Source organism: Xanthomonas campestris pv. badrii, assembly GCF_012848175.1.
In the GTDB taxonomy this organism is placed as follows: Bacteria; Pseudomonadota; Gammaproteobacteria; order Xanthomonadales; family Xanthomonadaceae; genus Xanthomonas; species Xanthomonas campestris_C.
The window spans coordinates 1,822,616-1,841,668 of record NZ_CP051651.1 but is presented as its reverse complement, the minus strand read 5'-3'; the positions used below and the strand labels follow the sequence as shown (position 1 = coordinate 1,841,668).

11 protein-coding genes are annotated in these 19,053 nt (G+C 66.1%); all 11 read left to right on the top strand.

Annotated elements, in window-relative coordinates:
- The first annotated feature begins 108 nt into the window (after positions 1–108).
- Positions 109–2,580 carry a methyl-accepting chemotaxis protein gene (locus tag HG421_RS07750; protein WP_169705922.1) on the top strand — a complete coding sequence of 824 codons (2,472 nt, stop codon included), beginning with the start codon at positions 109–111 and terminating at the stop codon, positions 2,578–2,580.
- 615 nt (positions 2,581–3,195) lie between these two features.
- The gene (locus HG421_RS07745) at positions 3,196–5,454 is read left to right on the top strand and encodes a methyl-accepting chemotaxis protein (RefSeq protein ID WP_169705921.1); all 2,259 of its coding nucleotides are present in this window, start codon (positions 3,196–3,198) and stop codon (positions 5,452–5,454) included.
- A 560-nt stretch (positions 5,455–6,014) separates the two neighbouring features.
- Positions 6,015–8,255 (top strand): methyl-accepting chemotaxis protein, encoded by a 2,241-nt coding sequence (locus HG421_RS07740; RefSeq protein ID WP_169705920.1) that lies wholly within the window; start codon positions 6,015–6,017, stop codon positions 8,253–8,255.
- A gap of 468 nt (positions 8,256–8,723) precedes the next feature.
- Positions 8,724–11,396 (top strand): methyl-accepting chemotaxis protein, encoded by a 2,673-nt coding sequence (locus HG421_RS07735; RefSeq protein WP_169705919.1) that lies wholly within the window; start codon positions 8,724–8,726, stop codon positions 11,394–11,396.
- Positions 11,397–11,726: 330 nt separating this feature from the next.
- Entirely contained in the window at positions 11,727–12,515 is a 789-nt protein-coding gene (locus tag HG421_RS07730; protein WP_169705918.1) for a flagellar brake protein, read from the top strand.
- 120 nt (positions 12,516–12,635) lie between these two features.
- Complete coding sequence (locus HG421_RS07725) at positions 12,636–13,121, top strand: chemotaxis protein CheW (RefSeq protein WP_029219732.1); 486 nt, start codon at positions 12,636–12,638, stop codon at positions 13,119–13,121.
- A 307-nt stretch (positions 13,122–13,428) separates the two neighbouring features.
- The gene (locus HG421_RS07720) at positions 13,429–13,812 is read left to right on the top strand and encodes a hypothetical protein (protein ID WP_104588588.1); all 384 of its coding nucleotides are present in this window, start codon (positions 13,429–13,431) and stop codon (positions 13,810–13,812) included.
- An 81-nt stretch (positions 13,813–13,893) separates the two neighbouring features.
- Complete coding sequence (locus HG421_RS07715; protein WP_169705917.1) at positions 13,894–16,275, top strand: methyl-accepting chemotaxis protein; 2,382 nt, start codon at positions 13,894–13,896, stop codon at positions 16,273–16,275.
- A 243-nt stretch (positions 16,276–16,518) separates the two neighbouring features.
- Positions 16,519–17,379, top strand: coding sequence for a CheR family methyltransferase (locus tag HG421_RS07710; RefSeq protein WP_169705916.1), 861 nt, complete (start codon positions 16,519–16,521; stop codon positions 17,377–17,379).
- A gap of 2 nt (positions 17,380–17,381) precedes the next feature.
- Entirely contained in the window at positions 17,382–17,978 is a 597-nt protein-coding gene (gene cheD, locus HG421_RS07705; protein WP_104588586.1) for a chemoreceptor glutamine deamidase CheD, read from the top strand.
- Positions 17,975–19,051 carry a protein-glutamate methylesterase/protein-glutamine glutaminase gene (locus HG421_RS07700; RefSeq protein WP_169705915.1) on the top strand — a complete coding sequence of 359 codons (1,077 nt, stop codon included), beginning with the start codon at positions 17,975–17,977 and terminating at the stop codon, positions 19,049–19,051. Before cheD ends, HG421_RS07700 begins: the two co-directional genes overlap by 4 nt.
- Positions 19,052–19,053 lie beyond the last annotated feature (2 nt).

The following is a 19,053-nucleotide window of genomic DNA, read 5'->3' as shown; positions in this document are numbered from 1 at the left end:
GGCCAGCAGGCACAACAAGCTGAATGGAGCCGGTCGGCAGCGATGTCGACCGGCTCAAGGCATGACACGTATCGGCCGATAGTCTGCGTACGCCCAAGAGACGCACCGATGACCCTTTCGCCCGCGCTGCCGCCGCACCCTGCTCCGCCCGCCCAGCGCCGCTGGACCCGCCGCTGGGACGATCTGGGCATCGCCAGGAAGCTCGGCGCCATCGGTGTGCTGGCCCTGATCGGGCTGGTCATTCCGGTGCTGCTGTACCGCGGCAAGCTCAATGAAAGCGTGGCCATCAGCAGCAACGAGTTGCGCAGCTATGCGCCGCTCGGGCAAATGCTGGGCCTGATCACCGACCTGCACGCGGCCCATGTCGATAGCGGCAGCGCCGCCAGTAAGGCGGCCCAGCGTGCCGAACGCGACCTGCAGCAGCTGCTTGCCGCCACCGCCGCCCTGCCCGGCTTCGAACGCAGCCAGAAACAGCTGCTCGCGTTGCAGCAGCGCCCTGTGGCCGGCGCTGCCGCCAAGGACTATGCCGGCGTGAGCGAACAGGCATTCGCCGCGCTCGATGCACTGCGCGACGACAGCCAGTTGGTCTATACGCCCTATATCGAAAGCTATCACCTGGTGGTGGCCACGCTGATCTACAGCCCCGACGCCACCGAGTCGCTGACCCGCCTGGATGCCGCCAACGACCCCTCGCAGGCCGGCGACAGCCGCGCCATGCTGCGCGAGCAGCTCAGTCAACTGCAACGCAACCACGTGCGCTTCCGGCATGAGCTGGACAAGGCGATGGGCCTGCTCGAACAGCCCGACCCCGCGCTTGCCGAGGCGGCCACCACCGAATCCACGCGTGCGGCTGCGGCACTGGCCGCCCTGGGCACGGCCCTGGAAGGCAGCGACGCGCAGGCCGACACGCAGTGGAACGCCGCGCTCGACACGCTGGGCCAGGCCATGCAGGACCTCAGCCGCACATCGCTGCAGGCCTTGCAGCGCCAGTCCGAACGGCACCTGGCCGCTGCACGCAATGCGGTCTGGCAGGCCATCGCCGGGCTGTCGCTGCTGGCGGCGCTGATTGCCGCGTTGTGCTGGTACACCTTGTCCAGGCTCACCCGCAATGTGCGGCGTGCCGCCGCGGCGGCCGCCAACATCGCGCAAGGCGATCTGGACGAACACATCGCAGCGCCGTGCCGCGATGAAACCGGCCAGCTGCTGGACAACATGCGCCAGATGCAGGAGCAGCTGCGGCGCGTGCTGGCGGCACAGAGCGAGATGGCGCAGCGCCACGACGCCGGCCAGATCAGTTTCCGCATGCAGGCCGAGAGTTTCCCGGGCGCCTACGCGACGATGGTGCGCGACACCAATGCCCTGGTTGGCTCGCACATCGCGGTGAAGATGCAGCTGACGCAGATCATGTCGCGCTATGCCATCGGCGACCTGAGCCAGGACATGCAGCGCCTGCCCGGCGAAAAAGCCGTGCTCAGCGACACCATGGACACCGTCAAGGCCAATCTTTCGGCGATGAACAGCCAGATCAAACTGCTCGCCCAGGCCGCGGCCAACGGCGACTTCAGCGTGCGTGGCGATGCGCAGCGCTTCCAGTACGATTTCCGCGCGATGGTGGACAGCCTCAACCAGCTGATGTCCACCGCCGATGCCAACCTGCACGCGCTGTCCACGGTGTTGCAGGCGATTGCCGCGGGCGATCTCACCACCCGCATGCAGGGCCAGTTCCATGGCGTGTTTGCACGCATGCGCGACGACGCCAACGCCACCGTGACCCAGCTGGCCGATATCGTCGGGCGCATCCAGCGGGCCACCGATGCCATCAACGATGCCGCCAGCGAGATTGCTGCCGGCAACCAGGATCTGTCGCAACGCACCGAACAGCAGGCGGCCAACCTGGAAGAAACCGCCGCCTCGATGGAAGAGCTCACCTCCACCGTGCGCAACAACGCCGACCATGCCCGCCGCGCCAACCAGCTGGTGGTGGGCGCCGCCCGCGTGGCCTCGCAGGGCGGCGACGTGGTGGGCCAGGTGGTCGGCACCATGGCCGGCATCCAGGCCGCGTCGCGCAAGATCGCCGACATCATCGGCGTGATCGACGGCATCGCCTTCCAGACCAACATCCTGGCCTTGAATGCAGCGGTGGAAGCGGCGCGTGCCGGCGAGCAGGGGCGCGGCTTTGCGGTGGTGGCATCGGAAGTGCGCACCCTCGCCCAGCGCTCTGCCGGTGCGGCCAAGGAGATCAAGCAGCTGATCGACGACTCGGTCAGCCGGGTCGAACACGGCAACCAGCTGGTCGGCCAGGCCGGACGCACCATGCAGGACATCGTCGATTCGGTGCAGAACGTCACTGCCATCATGCAGGAGATCAGCCAGGCCTCGCAGCAGCAATCGCAAGGCATCGAGCAGGTGGGCCAGACCGTGGCGCAGATGGACCAGGCCACCCAGCAGAATGCCGCGCTGGTGGAAGAAGCCACCGCTGCAGCGCGTGCGATGGAAGAACAGGCCCAGCAACTGCGCGATGCGGTCTCGGTGTTCCAGCTGCAGGCCGCAGCACCGGTCCGCTTCGGGCAGGCCGCCTGATCGCCAGAGCGTCTTGAGTGAACCCGTCTGCGGCGCGGCCCGCAGGCGGAAAGCGGCATGGCCGCTGCGACACGTGCCGATACCGCGCATCGCCCATGGGCATGCCGACCGCGCTGCTCGCGCTGCCGCTGCGCCGCGCATTGCGGCAAGAGATCCGGCAACACGATCCCCGCGCCATGTCCGACCCTGGCGCCGCGATCGCCGGGCGAATCACCAGTCGCCCACCGCGGATGCTCCGGCGTAGCGCTGCATTCCCGTGTTCCACCTCGACGCACACGCAGCCGTCACGCCTTGGCACGTGATCGAACAGTGAAGCCCACGGGTCATGGCGGATCGCTGATAGCGCTCCCACAAGGCATTTCCAGGCACTTGTGCACACCCGCATCACTTCGGTGACGGCCGCCCATACGCAGCCCGGCGTCGGTGTTCAGTGGTCAACGGCAACGCCGTTACCGACCACAAGCATGCAGACCTGCCCTGCAATCGCGCCACGCATGACCGTCGGTCGGTGGATGCGATGGATCGGCCGGATGCCTGCCTGCACGGCCCGTTCGCGTAGGACTACGGAACGCGCCGATGCGCTCCCCCTTCCCGCCCTTCGCTCTCGAGACCAACATGATCGCTCTTCTACAACGGTACAACGTCGGCACGCGGCTGACCTTCGCCTTCGGCACGCTGATCCTGCTGTCCTGCGCGCTGGTCGCCGCCGGCCTGTACACCGTGGCCCAGGCGCGCGAGCGCATGGACACCGTGGTCAATCGCAACATCGCGATCATGCAGCACCTGGAGGACATGACCAACGCCAGCTCCGCCATTGCCGTGCAGTTGCGCAACCTCGTGCTGCCCACCTCACCGCAGGAGAATCTGCGCTTTGCCGGCATCATCAAGGACAAGCTCGCGGCCTACGAAGACACCCGGCGCACGCTGTACGTGTTTTCCGCATCGCCGGAGGCCGCCGCTCTGCGGCAGAAGATCGACCAGGCCAGCGACACCGCCGCCAAGCTCAACGCGCAGGTCGCCGATCTTGGGCTGAACGCCAGGCCCGACGAAGCGCAGGCGTTGCTGTTGCAAAAAGCCGCGCCGGCCACCGAACACTGGCAGAACGCCCTGGCCGAGTATTCTGCATTGCAGCGCCGGCGTGCCACCGACGCCTATGCAACCGCCACCGCGGCCATGGCGCGCGGCCGTGCCATGTTGATCGGCGGCGGTCTGGCGGTGGTGCTGATCAGCGCGCTGCTGGGCTGGGCCATCACCCGCAGCCTGGTGCGCCCGCTGACCCAGGCAACGCGCGCCGCCGAAGCCATCGCCAACGGCCAGCTCGACAACGATGTGCGCACCCAGGCCAACGACGAAACCGGGCGCCTGTTGCAGGCCATGCACACGATGCAGGACCAGGTCCGCGCGCTGATCAGCGCGCAGCTGGACATGGCCAGGCGCCATGACGAGGGCCAGATCAGTTTCCGTATGGACGCCAGCGTGTTTCCCGGCGATTTCGGCCGCATGGCGCGCGACACCAACGAACTGGTGGCCGCCCACATCAAGGTCAAGATGCAGACCATCCACCTGGTGGAACGCTACGCCATCGGCGACCTGAGCGAAGACATGCCGCAATTGCCGGGCGAGAAAGCCGCGATCACCACCGCGATGAACCAGGTCAAGCACAACCTGTCCACGATGAATCGCGAAATCAAGCATCTGGCGCAGGCAGCGGCCAATGGCGATTTCACCGCACGCGGCAACGCCGAGCAGTTCCAGTACGACTTCCGCCTGATGGTCGAAAGCCTCAACCACCTGATGGCCACCGCCGACGGCAACCTCGCCTCGCTTTCCAGCCTGTTGCAGTCGATCGCCGCCGGCGACCTCACCGCGCGCATGAGCGGCCAGTACCAGGGCGTGTTTGCGCAGATGCGCGACGACGCCAACGCCACCGCAGAACAGCTGGCCAGCATCGTCGGCCGCATCCAGCAGGCTGCCGATGCGATCGGCCTGGCATCGGGCGAGATCGCCTCCGGCAACCAGGACCTGTCGCAGCGTACCGAGCAGCAGGCCGCCAACCTGGAAGAAACCGCCGCCTCGATGGAGGAGCTCACCTCCACGGTCAAGCAGAACGCCGACCACGCCAGCCAGGCCAACCAGCTCGCCATCGGCGCCGCGGCCGTGGCCTCGCAAGGCGGCAACGTGGTGGCCGACGTGGTCACCACCATGTCCGACATCCAGGCCTCGTCGAAGAAGATCGCCGAGATCATCTCGGTGATCGATGGCATCGCCTTCCAGACCAATATCCTGGCATTGAACGCCGCCGTGGAAGCGGCGCGTGCCGGCGAACAGGGCCGTGGATTTGCCGTGGTGGCCTCGGAAGTGCGCACGCTGGCGCAGCGCTCGGCCGGCGCCGCCAAGGAGATCAAGCACCTGATCGACGATTCGGTGGAAAAGGTCGCGCAAGGCGCCACCCTGGTCGATCAGGCCGGCACCACCATGGCCGAGATCGTGGCCAGCGTGCAGCGCGTGACCAACATCATGGGCGAGATCTCCGCCGCATCGCAGGAGCAGTACGCCGGTATCGAACAGGTCAACCAGACCGTCACCCAGATGGACGAAACCACCCAGCAGAACGCGGCTCTGGTGGAAGAAGCCACCGCCGCCGCACGCGCCATGGAAGAACAGGCACAGCAACTCACCGCTGCGGTGGCAGTGTTCAAGGTGACCAATACGGCACCGGTCGCACGGCGTCTGTCGGCCACTGCCGATGCGCCGGCCAATGCACGCCCCGCAGTGCGCCCGGTTACGCGTTCGGCCGCTGCGGCCACGGCGCGGCGCGACACGCCAGCAGCACTCACGGCGGCGGCCGACGCCGGCGACTGGCAGGAGTTCTGATCGTGGCGCCATCGCCGTGCACGCCCAAGCGCGTGCCGGCGGTGGCCAGCCGACGGCCCTGGAGACCGGCCGCCTGCAGTCGGCTGCCCGGGCCCGTCTGGATGCCGCTGTCGTCCCGACCCAATGCCGACCCGTCCCAGGTCGGCATTTTTCGTCGCCGCGCAGCCGCACCCGGGGAGCGGAGAACTGCGGCTCACACCGGCGTCCAGACACACTGCGAGCAAGCCGGACGCCGCAATGACCAGCACTCGCCGACAGCTTGCCGTGCAAGGCAGGTGAATCCGCTCGTGACCATGCCCGCCATTGGTCACCAACCATTTCCGACCCACGCCTATTCCAGCGGAAATCTCGACCAAGTCCGCACACTGGCGCAGCGCAGGCGCGGCCACGCGCACAGCCTGCTCATCTGGCTGAGACCGCGCTGATCGGTGCTACCCAAATGGCTCAATTCGGCATGCTCGCCGCCGTTACCACTGAGCACGCCAAGCAGACACAAGCGTTGTGTCGATGTGCTGGGCGGGCATCCGCGCCTTTCCATCCATTTCGAGCCAAGCCACCCCATGCCCCCTTTTCTGCACCGCTTCAATGTCGGCCCGCGCCTGGCCGGCGCGTTTACCGTCCTGATCCTGCTCTCCGGCTTCATTGCCTTCATCGGCTACCGCGGCCTGAGCGCGGCGCGCGCGCTGGTCGATGCGCTGGTGCACCAGAACATGACCAAGATCCGCCTGTGCAACGACATGCTCAATGCCAATTACGTCATCGCCGCGGAACTGCGCAACGTGGTGCTGCCGACCAGCGACGCGGACAACCTGCGTTTCGTCGAGAAGATCAAGACCGCACGCGCCGACTATGCCAAGGCCCGGCAGGCGCTGTACGCCATGCCCTCCTCCGCGCAGGGCAAGCCCATTCGTGAGGACATCGACCGGCTCACCGGGCGGGCGCGGGAGTTGAACAACACGGTGATCGACCTGGTGATGTCCGGCCACGGCGATGAAGCGCTGCCGCTGCTGCTCACCCAGGCCGCGCCGGCACTGCAGCAGTGGCAGGACAAGATCGGCGAGAACATCGCGCTGCAGGACAAACTCGCCGCCGAGGCTGCCGCCGAAGCACTGCAATCGATGGACGATTCGCGCAAGCTGCTGGTGGGCGGTTCGCTGCTGGTGCTGCTGCTGAGCGGCACGCTCGGGCTGTTGATCACCCGCAGCCTCACCGGCCCATTGCACCGCGCCACCCGCGCCGCCGAAGCCATCGCCCAGGGCAAGCTGGATAACGCGGTGCACAGCAGTGCCAACGACGAGACCGGCCGCCTGTTGCAGGCGATGGAGGCGATGCAGTCGCAGGTGCGCAACCTGATCACTGCGCAGCTGGACATGGCCGAGCGCCACGATGCCGGCCAGATCAGCTTCCGCATCGATGCCGGCGTGTTCCCCGGCGATTTCGGCCGCATGGCCGGCGACACCAATGCCCTGGTCGACAGCCACCTCCAGGTCACCACGCGCCTGGCGCAGATCATGGGCCGCTACGCCATCGGCGACCTGAGCGAGAACATGGACCAGCTGCCGGGCGAAAAGGCCACCCTCACCGCGACCATGGCGCAGGTCAAAGCCAACCTGGCGTCGATGAACCAGCAGATCAACCATCTGGCCAATGCCGCGGCCAATGGCGATTTCAGTGCGCGCGGCGACGCGGCGCACTTCCAATACGACTTCCGCGTCATGGTCGAGAGCCTCAATCAGTTGATGGCCACCGCCGATGGCAGCCTGCAATCGCTCTCGGGCATGCTGCAGGCGATCGCCGCCGGCGACCTCACCGCACGCATGGATGGCCACTTCCACGGCGTGTTCGCACAGATGCGCGACGATGCCAATGCCACCGCAATGCAGCTGGCCGGCATCGTCGGGCACATCCAGGCCTCGGCGGTATCGATCAATGCCGCCGCCAGCGAGATTGCCGCCGGCAACAACGACCTGTCGCAACGCACCGAACAACAGGCCGCCAATCTCGAAGAAACCGCCGCCTCGATGGAAGAACTGACCTCCACCGTGAAGCAGAACGCCGAAGGCGCACGCCAGGCCAATCGGCTCGCCATCGGCGCGGCCAACGTGGCCTCGCAGGGCGGCGAGGTGGTCGGCAAGGTGGTCGACACCATGGCCGGTATCCAGGCCTCGTCGAAGAAGATCGCCGACATCATCTCCGTCATCGATGGCATCGCCTTCCAGACCAATATCCTCGCCCTGAACGCCGCGGTGGAAGCCGCGCGTGCCGGCGAACAGGGGCGCGGCTTTGCGGTGGTGGCCTCGGAAGTGCGCACCCTGGCACAGCGCTCGTCGGCCGCCGCCAGGCAGATCAAGGACCTGATCGGCGATTCGGTGCAGCGCGTGGCCGACGGCTCGCAACTGGTGGACCAGGCCGGCCGCACCATGGCCGAGATCGTGTCCTCGGTACAGCGCGTCACCGACATCATGAGCGAGATCTCCGCCGCTTCGCAGCAACAATCGGCCGGCATCGAACAGGTCAATCTCACCGTGACCCAGATGGACGAAGCCACCCAGCAGAACGCCGCACTGGTGGAAGAAGCCACCGCCGCTGCCCGCGCGATGGAAGAACAGGCGCAGCAACTCACCCACGCGGTGGCGGTCTTCAAGATCGCCAGCCACCCGCCGGTCGCTGCGCGCAGTGCACCGGTCGGCCCTGCACACGCGTCGTCGCGCGTTGCGCTTGGCCCCGTCCTTGCCGCCACCTCACTGCGCAGCAGCAGCGCCACTGCAACCGCCGCTGCCGGCGGCTGGCAGGAGTTCTGATCCGCTGACCGCTGACCACACCCCACACGCTGCGCCCTGCCTTGCAAGGCGCAGCGGCCATGCCGGCCGAACCGGCACCGCGACGACCGGACGCATCGGCAGCGGGACGCAGCCACCGGTAGCCGCTGGCCGCGACACCGGCAAGCGCAATACCCCACAACGCGAAGCGAGCGATTTGTCAGCGGCAAACGCGCGGACCACTTCCCTTGCTGCTGGACGCGGCCATCCAGCGAATGGTTCAAACCCGACTACCGGAAAGTCCGACATCGAACCATCGATCGTATTTCACGTAAAAATAACAATGCAGAAACCTTTCCAGTCATGCTGAAAGCGCTTTCAGTAGCAGGGACTGCGATAGAAAGCACTGTTTTATGCAGTTTTCAGCATAAAGGATCAATTTCAGGCATAGGCGGCCGTTATCGGATTCACGCATCCGTAACTCCCCCCACCGGGGCAAGGTCGATTCCCATGCATTTCTTCAACCGACTTTCCATCGGCACACGGCTCTCTGCCCTGCTCACCTGCATCATCGCCATCTCGCTCGGCATGCTGGCGCTGACCATCTACCGGCAGTCGGCAAGCGATATCGAATCGCAGGTCAAGGCGGAACTGCGCTCCAGCACGCAGCTGATGCAGCAGTCGGTGGCGATGTACGACGTCACCCTCACCGAAAGCACCCAGCGCTTGGGCAGCGTGTTCGACGACATGCTGCCGCGCGGCGCACGCGCATTGGACAGCGCCAGCACCGTCACCATCGGCGAGCAGAACACGCCTACCCTGCGTGCCGGCACGCAGGCGCTGAATCTGAACTTCGACGCCGTGGACCGCTTTGCGCAGGCCACCGGCGGCGTTGCGACCATTTTCGCGCGCACTGGCGAGGACTTCGTGCGCATCACCACCTCGCTGCGCAACAAGCAGGACGAGCGCGTCATCGGCACCCTGCTCGACCGCAAGGGCAAGGCCTATGCCGCGCTGTCCGAAGGCAAGCCCTTCACCGGCCAGGCGCAGTTGTTCGGCGAGCAGTACATGACCCACTACGCGCCGCTGCGCAACGCTGCCGGCGAGGTGATCGGCGCGCTGTTCGTCGGTCGCAACTACACCCAGGGCCTGGCTGCGCTCAAGGCGCAGGTCAGCGCGACCAAGCTGGGCCAGAACGGCTATTTCGTCATCGTCGACATGGCGCCGGGCGAGCATCACGGCCAGGTCATCGCCGCCCCGCCGGGCACGCCGGCCACGCTCTTGGCGCTGGTGCCGGCCGATCAGCAGGCCACGCTGCAATCGGTGCTGGACGGCAAGCAGCCCAGCGCCAACCTGCAGCTGCGCGACGCCAAGGGCAGCAGCCAGGCGTTCGAGGTCACCGCCCAGCGCTATGCACCGTGGCAGTGGGCGGTGATCGGCACCCAGCCGCGCAGCGCCATCGATGGCCCGCTGGACGAGCTGATGGGCAGCATGCTGCTGTTCTCGCTGGTGGTGCTGGCGCTGTGCATCGCGGTGGTGTTCATCGCCGCGCGCAAGATGGTCACCCGTCCGCTGGTGGCCGTGGAACGCGTGCTTGGCGACGTGGCTGCCGGCCGCCTGGACAACCCCATCGAGATCGACCGCCACGACGAACTCGGCCGCCTGCTGCTCAACGCCCGCACCATGCGCGATGACCTGCGCGCGCGGCTGGAGCGCGATCACCTGATCGCCAGCGAGGCGCTGCGCGTGCGCACCGCGCTGGACGATGTCAGCACCAACGTGATGATCGCCGATGCCGACCGCCGCATCATCTACGTCAACCGTCCGCTGCAACGCATGCTCAAGGGCGTGCAGGACGAGCTGCGCCGCGACCTGCCGCACTTCGATGCCGATGCGCTGATCAACGCCAGCATCGACCAGTTCCACCGCAAGCCCGAACACCAGGCGCGCATGCTCGACCAGCTCACCGGTACCCACACCGCACAGATCCACGTCGGTGGCCGCACCATGCGGCTGGTGGTCAGCCCGGTGATCGGCGCGGCCGGCGAACGCATGGGCTTCGTGGTCGAGTGGGCCGACCGCACCCAGGAAGTGCAGGTGGAACAGGAGGTCGCTCGCATCGTGCAGGCCGCCGCCGCCGGCGACCTGAGCGAGCGCGTCAGCCTCGACGGCAAGCAGGGCTTCCTGCTGTTGCTCGCCCAGCAGCTCAACAGCTTGCTGGACAACAACGCCGACGGCCTGTCGCGCGTATCGGCGCTGCTGTCGTCGCTGTCGCAAGGCGATCTCACCGCGCGTATGGAAGGCGACCTGCAGGGCGTGTTTGCCAGCATCCGCGACGATGCCAACGCCACCGCCGACCAGCTGGCCGGCATCGTGCGCCGGATCAAGGAGTCCTCGCTGGCGATCAATTCGGCCGCCACCGAAATCGCCACCGGCAACGGCGATCTGTCGCGCCGCACCGAGCAACAGGCCGCCGCGCTGGAAGAAACCGCCGCCTCGATGGAAGAGCTCACCGCCACCGTCAAGCAGAATGCCGACAACGCCGACCAGGCCAACCGCCTGGTGCTCGACGCCGCCGGTGTCGCCGCCCAGGGCGGCGACGTGGTCGGCCGCGTGGTCACCACCATGGCCGACATCGACACCTCGTCCAAGAAGATCGCCGAGATCATCAGCGTCATCGACGGCATCGCCTTCCAGACCAATATCCTGGCATTGAACGCCGCGGTGGAAGCAGCGCGTGCCGGCGAACAGGGCCGCGGCTTCGCCGTGGTGGCCAGCGAGGTGCGCACCCTCGCCCAGCGCTCGGCCGGCGCCGCCAAGGAGATCAAGCAGCTGATCGAGGACTCGGTCGCGCGTATCGGCAATGGCGCCGCGCTGGCGTCGGAGGCCGGCAGCACCATGCAGCAGGTGGTGTGCTCGGTGCAGCGCGTCACCGACATCATGGGCGAGATCACCAGCGCCTCGCGCGAGCAGGCTGCAGGCATCACCCAGGTCAACCAGACCGTGACCCAGATGGACGAAACCACCCAGCAGAACGCCGCCCTGGTGGAAGAAGCCACTGCCGCCGCACGCGCGATGGAAGACCAGGCCGCACAACTGGTCGATGCGGTGGCGGTGTTCCGCCTCGAACAGGAAGATCGCCTGAGCACCTTGCTGGCCAACGCACGCCACGCCTATCCCTGAGACGGCAACCGCGATTGCTTGCAGCGAAATCGCAGCAGCGAAGGCGCGGCGCCCTCACCCCGCCAGACAGTTTGTTGGTGATTTTGCTGAAGAACGAAACTACCGCGTCGTGCGATTTGCTGGCTGTTGTGCCGAAACTTTGCGCACCGATCAACTCGACGGGTCCTAGCCGTCGCGCACTGGCGGAAACCACAAGGCCAGCTGCGCACAACGACCGGCAGGCAGACGATGTTGGGCGACAGTCCTTAAAGATTTGGGTTTGCCGCCGATATCAAGGCGACGCCGGGACAACCCGCCGGGCGTCATCCCGTTTCCACTGTGCTTGTGCCCATGTCCCAAGGCGATACCTCAGAGTCAGCGCTGGACCACGACGATCACCTTGCCGAAGGTGACGAACGCTACCTGCTGCGCAACAAGCGGCAGATCCGTGGCCTGCTGCGCCAGCTGCTGGACAAGCGCGCCGTGGTCACCATGCACGTGGCCGGCCGCGACATGGCCGTGCCCACCGCCGTGCTGGACGTGGACGAAGACGACGATTGCGTGATCCTGGATGGCAGCCACAACGACACCTCCAACCGCGCCATCGAAGATGCCAAATACCTGCTGTGCTATGCGCAGCTGGAGCGGGTCAATGTCCGCTTCCGGCTGGAACGGGCCGAGCGTATCGAGCGCGATATCCATGTCGCCTTCCGCGCCGACCTGCCCGAGGCCATGTACCACATGCAGCGGCGCGAGTCGTACCGGCTGGAAACGCCGATCACCGACTCGCCCATCTGCACCATCCGCCAGGACGAAGCCCAGGGCGGCAATCTCAACCTGCAGCTGCGTGTGATCGACATCAGCAGCGGCGGCCTGGCCGTCTCGCTCACCGCCGGCATGCCCCTGCTGGAACCGCAGCACACCTACCGCAACTGCACCCTGCAACTGCCCGACACCGCGCCGATCTCGCTGCCGCTCACCGTGTGCAGCCAGCATAAGCAGACCCTGCCCAACGGCAGCGAAGGCTTTCGGGTGGGCATGCAGTTCAGCGATCTGCCGCGCGGCGCCGACGAGACCATCCAGCGCTACATCTTCCGGGTGGACCGCCAGCGCAACGCACGCAAGAGCGGCGTGTTCTGAACCCGCCCGCACCACGCCCAGCGCGCCCCTAAAGTTGCCGAGCGCTGCGCCGATGTTGCTATGGCAATCCTCTCAACCTTGTGCCGCACCCGACACTCAGCCGCAACGCCCGGAGTTTCCATGAACGACAAAAGCACGACCACCGGCACCGGTGGTGAATTCCTCAGCTTCGCCCTGGGCGAAGAGCACTACGGCGTGGACATCCTGAAAGTGCAGGAAATCCGCGGCTACGACTCGGTCACCCGGCTGCCGGACGCTCCTGACTACATCAAGGGCGTGATCAACCTGCGCGGCACCATCGTGCCGGTGATCGACCTGCGCCTGAAGCTGCGCCTGAAGGAAGCGCGCTACGACGCCTTCACCGTGATGATCGTGCTCAATGTCGAAGACCGCGTGGTCGGCATCGTGGTGGACAGCGTCTCGGACGTGATCCCGCTCAACGACGACCAGATCCGCCCGACCCCCGAGTTCGGCGCCTCGGTCGACACCCGCTTCATCTCCGGCATCGGCACCCAGGACGATCGCATGCTGATCCTGCTGGACATCGAGACCCTGCTGGACAGCACCGAACTGGGCCAGCAACAGCTGACCGAAGAAGCCGCCTGATCCAAGGCGGGCAGCGCGGCATGCGCGGCCGTCGGATGGAGTGCGGGTGCGTCGGGGAGCGATGTGCGGCTGCGCATCGCAAGCCGGCGCCCCCGCCCTCCGTCCGACGGCCGCAGCCATGTCCGGGCTAACGAAGTTGCGACCATCGGGTGTCAGGAGCTTCCCGACACGGGACGCACAGCCGGATCGAAGTGAGATGAGATTCACGTTTTTTGCATTCAAGTTGCACAAGAGCTTGCCGATAGCTGAATGGAAGCCCGCGCACACAAACGGGTCACCGTTCGACTTTCGATTCTGGAGAATCCTTATGAAGTTCCTGCTCTCGCTCCTCCCCGTCGCTGCTCTCGTAGTCGTTGCTCCCACGCTGTCGGCCCAGTCGCAGGAAATGATTCCGCCGGAGATGGCCACCCGCTTCGTCGGCAAGGACGGCATGGTGTGCGGCAAGGTCGAAAAGGCCAAGTACGCGCAGAGCTCGGAAGGCGAGCCCACCTTCCTGTACATGGGCGGCATGTTCCCGCGCCACACCTTCTCGGCCCGCATCGACGGCGCCAACCGCGGCAAGTTCAGCTTTGCCCCGGAAACCCTGGAAGGCAAGGACGTCTGCGTCCTCGGCAAGATCCAGCGCGACAGCTCGCGTGCCGAAATCGAAGTCAGCTCGCCGGCCAGCCTGAAGCTGGCCACCATCAAGTAATCGCACAGCACATCGCCACGCCCATGCGTGGCGATGTGCTGGCTGGATTATGCGGACTGACTTCTACGGGGAATCGTGTCAATGCAATGGATCAATAATCTGAAGTTGATGCCGCGGCTGATGCTGGCGTTCGGCATCGTGCTGCTGATCATGCTGGTGCAGGGAATCATCGCGTATTCGGGCCTGGCATCGCTCAACAACGTCACCCGCGACCTGGCCGGCAACACCATGTCCAGCGTGCGCGAAGCCGGCGATCTGCGCGGCATGCTTGGCGAATATAGGAATGCGTCTTATCAAAATCTGGTACGCGCCAGCGATGCGGTCAAGCAGGAAGCCAAGGTCCGGGCCAAGAAGCTGCACGGCGACATCGAGGCAACGATCAAGGGCTACCCCCGCCTGATCGAAAGCCCGCAACAGAAAAAGCTGTTCGAGGTATTCGTGGCGGACTGGAAGAAAGCCTCGGCCTCCTACGCCAGCGTCGACGAAATGATCGAGCTCAATCTCCCGGACGATGCCATCGACACCTTCGTCGGCGAGACGCGCACCCTGCACGAAAAGGCCAAGGATTCGCTGGCCGCGCTGATCGCCGAAGACAACGTGCTCGCGCAGGCTGCCAAGACCAAGGCCGAAAAGGTCCACGCCACCTCCGTTTCGCTGACCGTGATGGTGCTGCTGATCGGCATCGCCGGCGGCCTGGGCCTGGCATTCCTGTTCGCCCGCTCCATCGTCAAGAGCATGCGCGGCGCAGTCACCACCGCCACCGAAATCGCCGGCGGCAAGCTGGATGGCCAGATCAACGTGCAGGGCCAGGACGAAGTGGGCGAACTGATGCGCTCCATGCAGCGCATGCAGCGCGACCTGAAGGAGCGCATCGAACGCGATCGCACCATCGCCGACGAGAACCTGCGCATCCGCACCGCGTTGGACAAGTCTTCCACGGGCACCTTCATCACCGACCCCGAGCGGGTCATGATCTACGCCAACGATGCCTTCAAGAAGATCGTGGCGCAGTACGAAAGCAGCATCCGCCTGGCATCGCCGGAGTTCGATGCCAGCAAGGTCATCGGCCAGCACATCAGCTACCTGGGCCTGTCCGAAGCCACCGTGCGCAAGGCCATTGCCGCACTGGAACGCGATGGCGTCACCAGCTTCGAAGAGCGCTTCGGCGAAGTGGTGCTGGCGCAGACCGTCACCGGCATCAAGAACGAGGAAGGGCAAACCACCGGCGAAGTCTGCGAATGGCGCGACCGCACCATCGAAGTGCAGGTGGAAGAAGAAGTGGCCCGCATCGTGCGCGCCGCCGCCAGCGGCGACATGAGCGGCCGGGTGGAAACCGACGGCAAGCAGGGCTTCTTCCTGCAGCTGGCGCAGCAGCTCAACGGCTTGCTGGATGCCAATGCCGGCAGCCTGGAACAGATTTCGACCCTGTTGTCGGCGCTGTCGCGTGGCGACCTGACCGTGCGCATGCACGGGCAGTTCAGCGGCGTTTTCGCGCAGATGCGTGACGATGCCAATGCCACCGCCGAGCAACTGGCCGACATCGTCGGGCGCATCAAGTCCTCGTCCACCGCGATCAACACCGCGGCCGGCGAAATCGCCTCCGGCAATACCGACCTGTCGCACCGCACCGAGCAGCAGGCCGCCAACCTGGAAGAAACCGCCGCCTCGATGGAGGAGCTCACCTCCACCGTCAGGCAGAACGCCGAAAGCGCGCGCCAGGCCAACCAGCTCGCCATCGGCGCCACCGGCGTGGCTTCGCAGGGTGGCGAGGTGGTGTCGCAGGTGGTCACCACCATGTCCGGCATCGAAGCCTCGTCCAAGAAGATCGCCGACATCATCAGCGTCATCGACGGCATCGCGTTCCAGACCAACATCCTGGCGTTGAATGCAGCAGTGGAAGCGGCACGTGCCGGTGAGCAGGGCCGTGGCTTCGCCGTGGTGGCCTCCGAGGTGCGCACGCTGGCCCAGCGCTCGGCCGGTGCGGCCAAGGAGATCAAGGGCCTGATCGACGACTCCGTGCACAAGGTGGCCGAAGGCTCGGCACTGGTGCGCAAGGCCGGCGCCACCATGGCCGATATCGTCGCCAGCGTGCAGCGCGTGACCGACATCATGGGCGAGATCTCTGCCGCTTCGCAGGAGCAGTCGTCCGGGATCGAGCAGGTCAACCAGACCATCACCCAGATGGACGAAACCACCCAGCAGAACGCCGCGCTGGTGGAAGAAGCCACTGCCGCCGCCCGCTCGATGGAAGAGCAGGCAGGGCATCTGGCCGAAGCGGTGTCGGTGTTCAAGCTGGACGACTCGGCGACGCAGGCGCCGCAGAGCGCGCGCGTCCGGCCGATCGCCTCGCGCCCGGTTGCAGTGAAAAGCGCCGCCAAGCCGGTGGCACGCGCAGCCGCAAGCGCGTCGCGGCCAGCCCAATCCCAGGCCGCGCTGGCCGACGGTAACTGGCAAGAGTTCTGATTCACCGCTGTCACCCAACGCCCCGGCATTGCCGGGGCGTTGTGCATTCGGGCCAGGCACCTGGGTTGATCCCCGTAGGTAGATGCCCGACCACCTGGCGGTCGTCTTTGCTCTCTGAGCGGCCCCCCCGCCTGCCGCCGTCCCCATTGCACGAACCAGCGAACCCAACCGCTTCCAATCCACGCATTGGCGCTTCAGTTGCGCGGCTGCGTGGCCGATATCCAGTTATCGCTCACAACGCGTATGGATATGACGACTACCGCTCCCGCTTCTGACACACGCGAATTCGATTTCGGCGACCGCGACTTCAAGCGCGTCTGCGACCTGATCTACCAGCGCGTCGGCATCGCATTGGCCCCGGCCAAGCGCGACATGGTGTACGGCCGCCTGTCGCGTCGGCTGCGCGTGCTCGGCCTGCGCTCGTTCCGCGACTACCTGGACCAGCTGGAAGCCGGCAACGATGAAGAAGAATGGCAGGCGTTCACCAACGCGCTGACCACCAACCTGACCTCGTTCTTCCGCGAGCCACACCACTTCGACAAGCTGCGCGAAGAACTGCACAAACGCGCCTCGCAGGCGCCGTTGAAGATCTGGTCGTGCGCCGCGTCCACCGGCGAGGAGCCCTACTCCATCGCCATCACCGCCTGCGAAGCCTTCGGCACGCTGACCCCGCCGGTGAGCATCGTCGCCACCGACGTCGACACCCAGGTACTGGAAACCGCCTCGCGCGGCGTCTATGCCATCGACCGGGTCGCCTCCCTGGACGCGGCGATCAAGCGCAAATACTTCCAGCGCGGCAGCGGCCCCAACGAGGGCAAGTGCCGGGTGATCCCGGCGCTGCGCCAGCTCATCGAATATCGCCAGTTGAATCTGCTGGCACCGCGCTACGACGTCGGCGGCCCGTATGCGGCGCTGTTCTGCCGCAACGTGATGATCTATTTCGACAAGCCCACCCAGCGCGGCATCCTGTCGCGCCTGGTCAGCCACATGGGTGACGACGGCCTGCTCTACACCGGGCATTCGGAGAACTACCTGCACGCGGCCGATCTGATCCAGCCGTGCGGGCGCACGCTGTATCGGCGCGCTCCGCGCGCAGGAGCCTGAGCATGAGTACCGCCGTGCAGGTCGACGACGTCATGCGCTACCGCGATTCGCGGTTTCAGACCATCACCGCCAAGCTATTGCCCACCCAGTATCTGGTGGTGGACGACGACACCGCGTTGACGACCACCTTGGGATCGTGCGTTGCAGCCTGCTTGCGCGATCCGGTGCTCAAGATCGGCGGCATGAACCATTTCCTGTTGCCGGAAGGCCAGGTCGGCGACGGCGCGCCCGCGCGCTACGGCAGTTATGCGATGGAGGTGCTGATCAACGACATGCTCAAGCGCGGCGCGCATCGCAAACGCATCGAAGCCAAGGTGTTCGGCGGCGCCAACGTACTCAAGGGCTTCACCAGCAACCCGGTCGGCACCCGCAACGCCGAGTTCGTGCGCCAGTACCTGCAGGCCGAACACATTCCCATCATTGCCGAAGATCTGTGCGGCATCCATCCGCGCAAGGTGTGGTTCTTCCCGACGACCGGCCGGGTGGTCGTGCAGCGTTTGCCGCACGCACACGAAGCCGAAGTCGCCGCTGCCGAATCGGCCGTGCGCGCCCGTCTATCCAAAGCACCGGTCACCGGTGGAGTGGAGTTGTTCGAATGACGCTGGAAACTCCTGTGCGTGTGTTGATCGTCGACGATTCGGCGGTGGTGCGTCAGATGCTCACCGAGATCCTCTCGCGCGATGCCGGCGTCGAAGTGGTCGGCTCCGCCGCCGACCCGTTGCTGGCACGCGAGAAGATCAAGCGCCTCAATCCGGACGTGATCACGCTGGATGTGGAAATGCCGCGCATGGACGGCCTGGTGTTCCTGGAGAACCTGATGCGCCTGCGCCCCACTCCGGTGGTGATGATCTCCTCGCTGACCGAACGCGGCGCCGACACCACCTTGCAGGCCTTGTCGCTGGGCGCGGTGGACTTCGTGTCCAAGCCCAAGATCGACGTCGCGCGCGGGCTGGAAGGCTATGCCGAAGAGATCGTCAGCAAGGTCAAGATGGCCGCCAAGGCCAAGGTCAGCGCCCTGCACCGCCCCAGCACGCCCAAGGTCACCCTGGACATGCAATCCGCGCCCGTGCCGGGCAGCGCGCTGCGCTTTCGCACCACCGACCGCCTGATCGCCATCGGCGCTTCCGCCGGCGGCACCGAAGCGCTGCGCGTGGTGCTCGAACACATGCCCGCCGATGCACCAGCCGTGGTGATGACCCAGCATCTGCCGGCCAGCTTCAGCACCGCATTCGCCGAACGCCTCAACCGCCATTCGGCGATGTCGGTACGCGAAGCCAGCGATGGCGAGGCGATCCTGCCGGGCCACGCCTATCTGCCGCCGGGCGGCCAGCATCTGCGCATCATTCGTGACGGTGCGCGCTGGCGCTGCCGCATCGACGACGGCCCGCCGGTCAACCGCCACAAGCCCGCGGTGGACGTGCTGTTCCGTTCGGTGGCCGCCAATGCCGGCCCGAATGCGGTCGGCGCCATCCTCACCGGCATGGGCGACGACGGCGCACGCGGCCTGCTGGAAATGCTGCAGGCCGGCGCGCCCACGCTGGTGCAGGACGAAGCCAGCAGCGTGGTCTGGGGCATGCCTGGCGCGGCCTACAAACTCGGCGCCGCGCAGGAAGTGGTGCCACTGGATCGCGTGGCCGAGCGCCTGATCGCCCTGTCGGCCCAGGCACGCTGAGA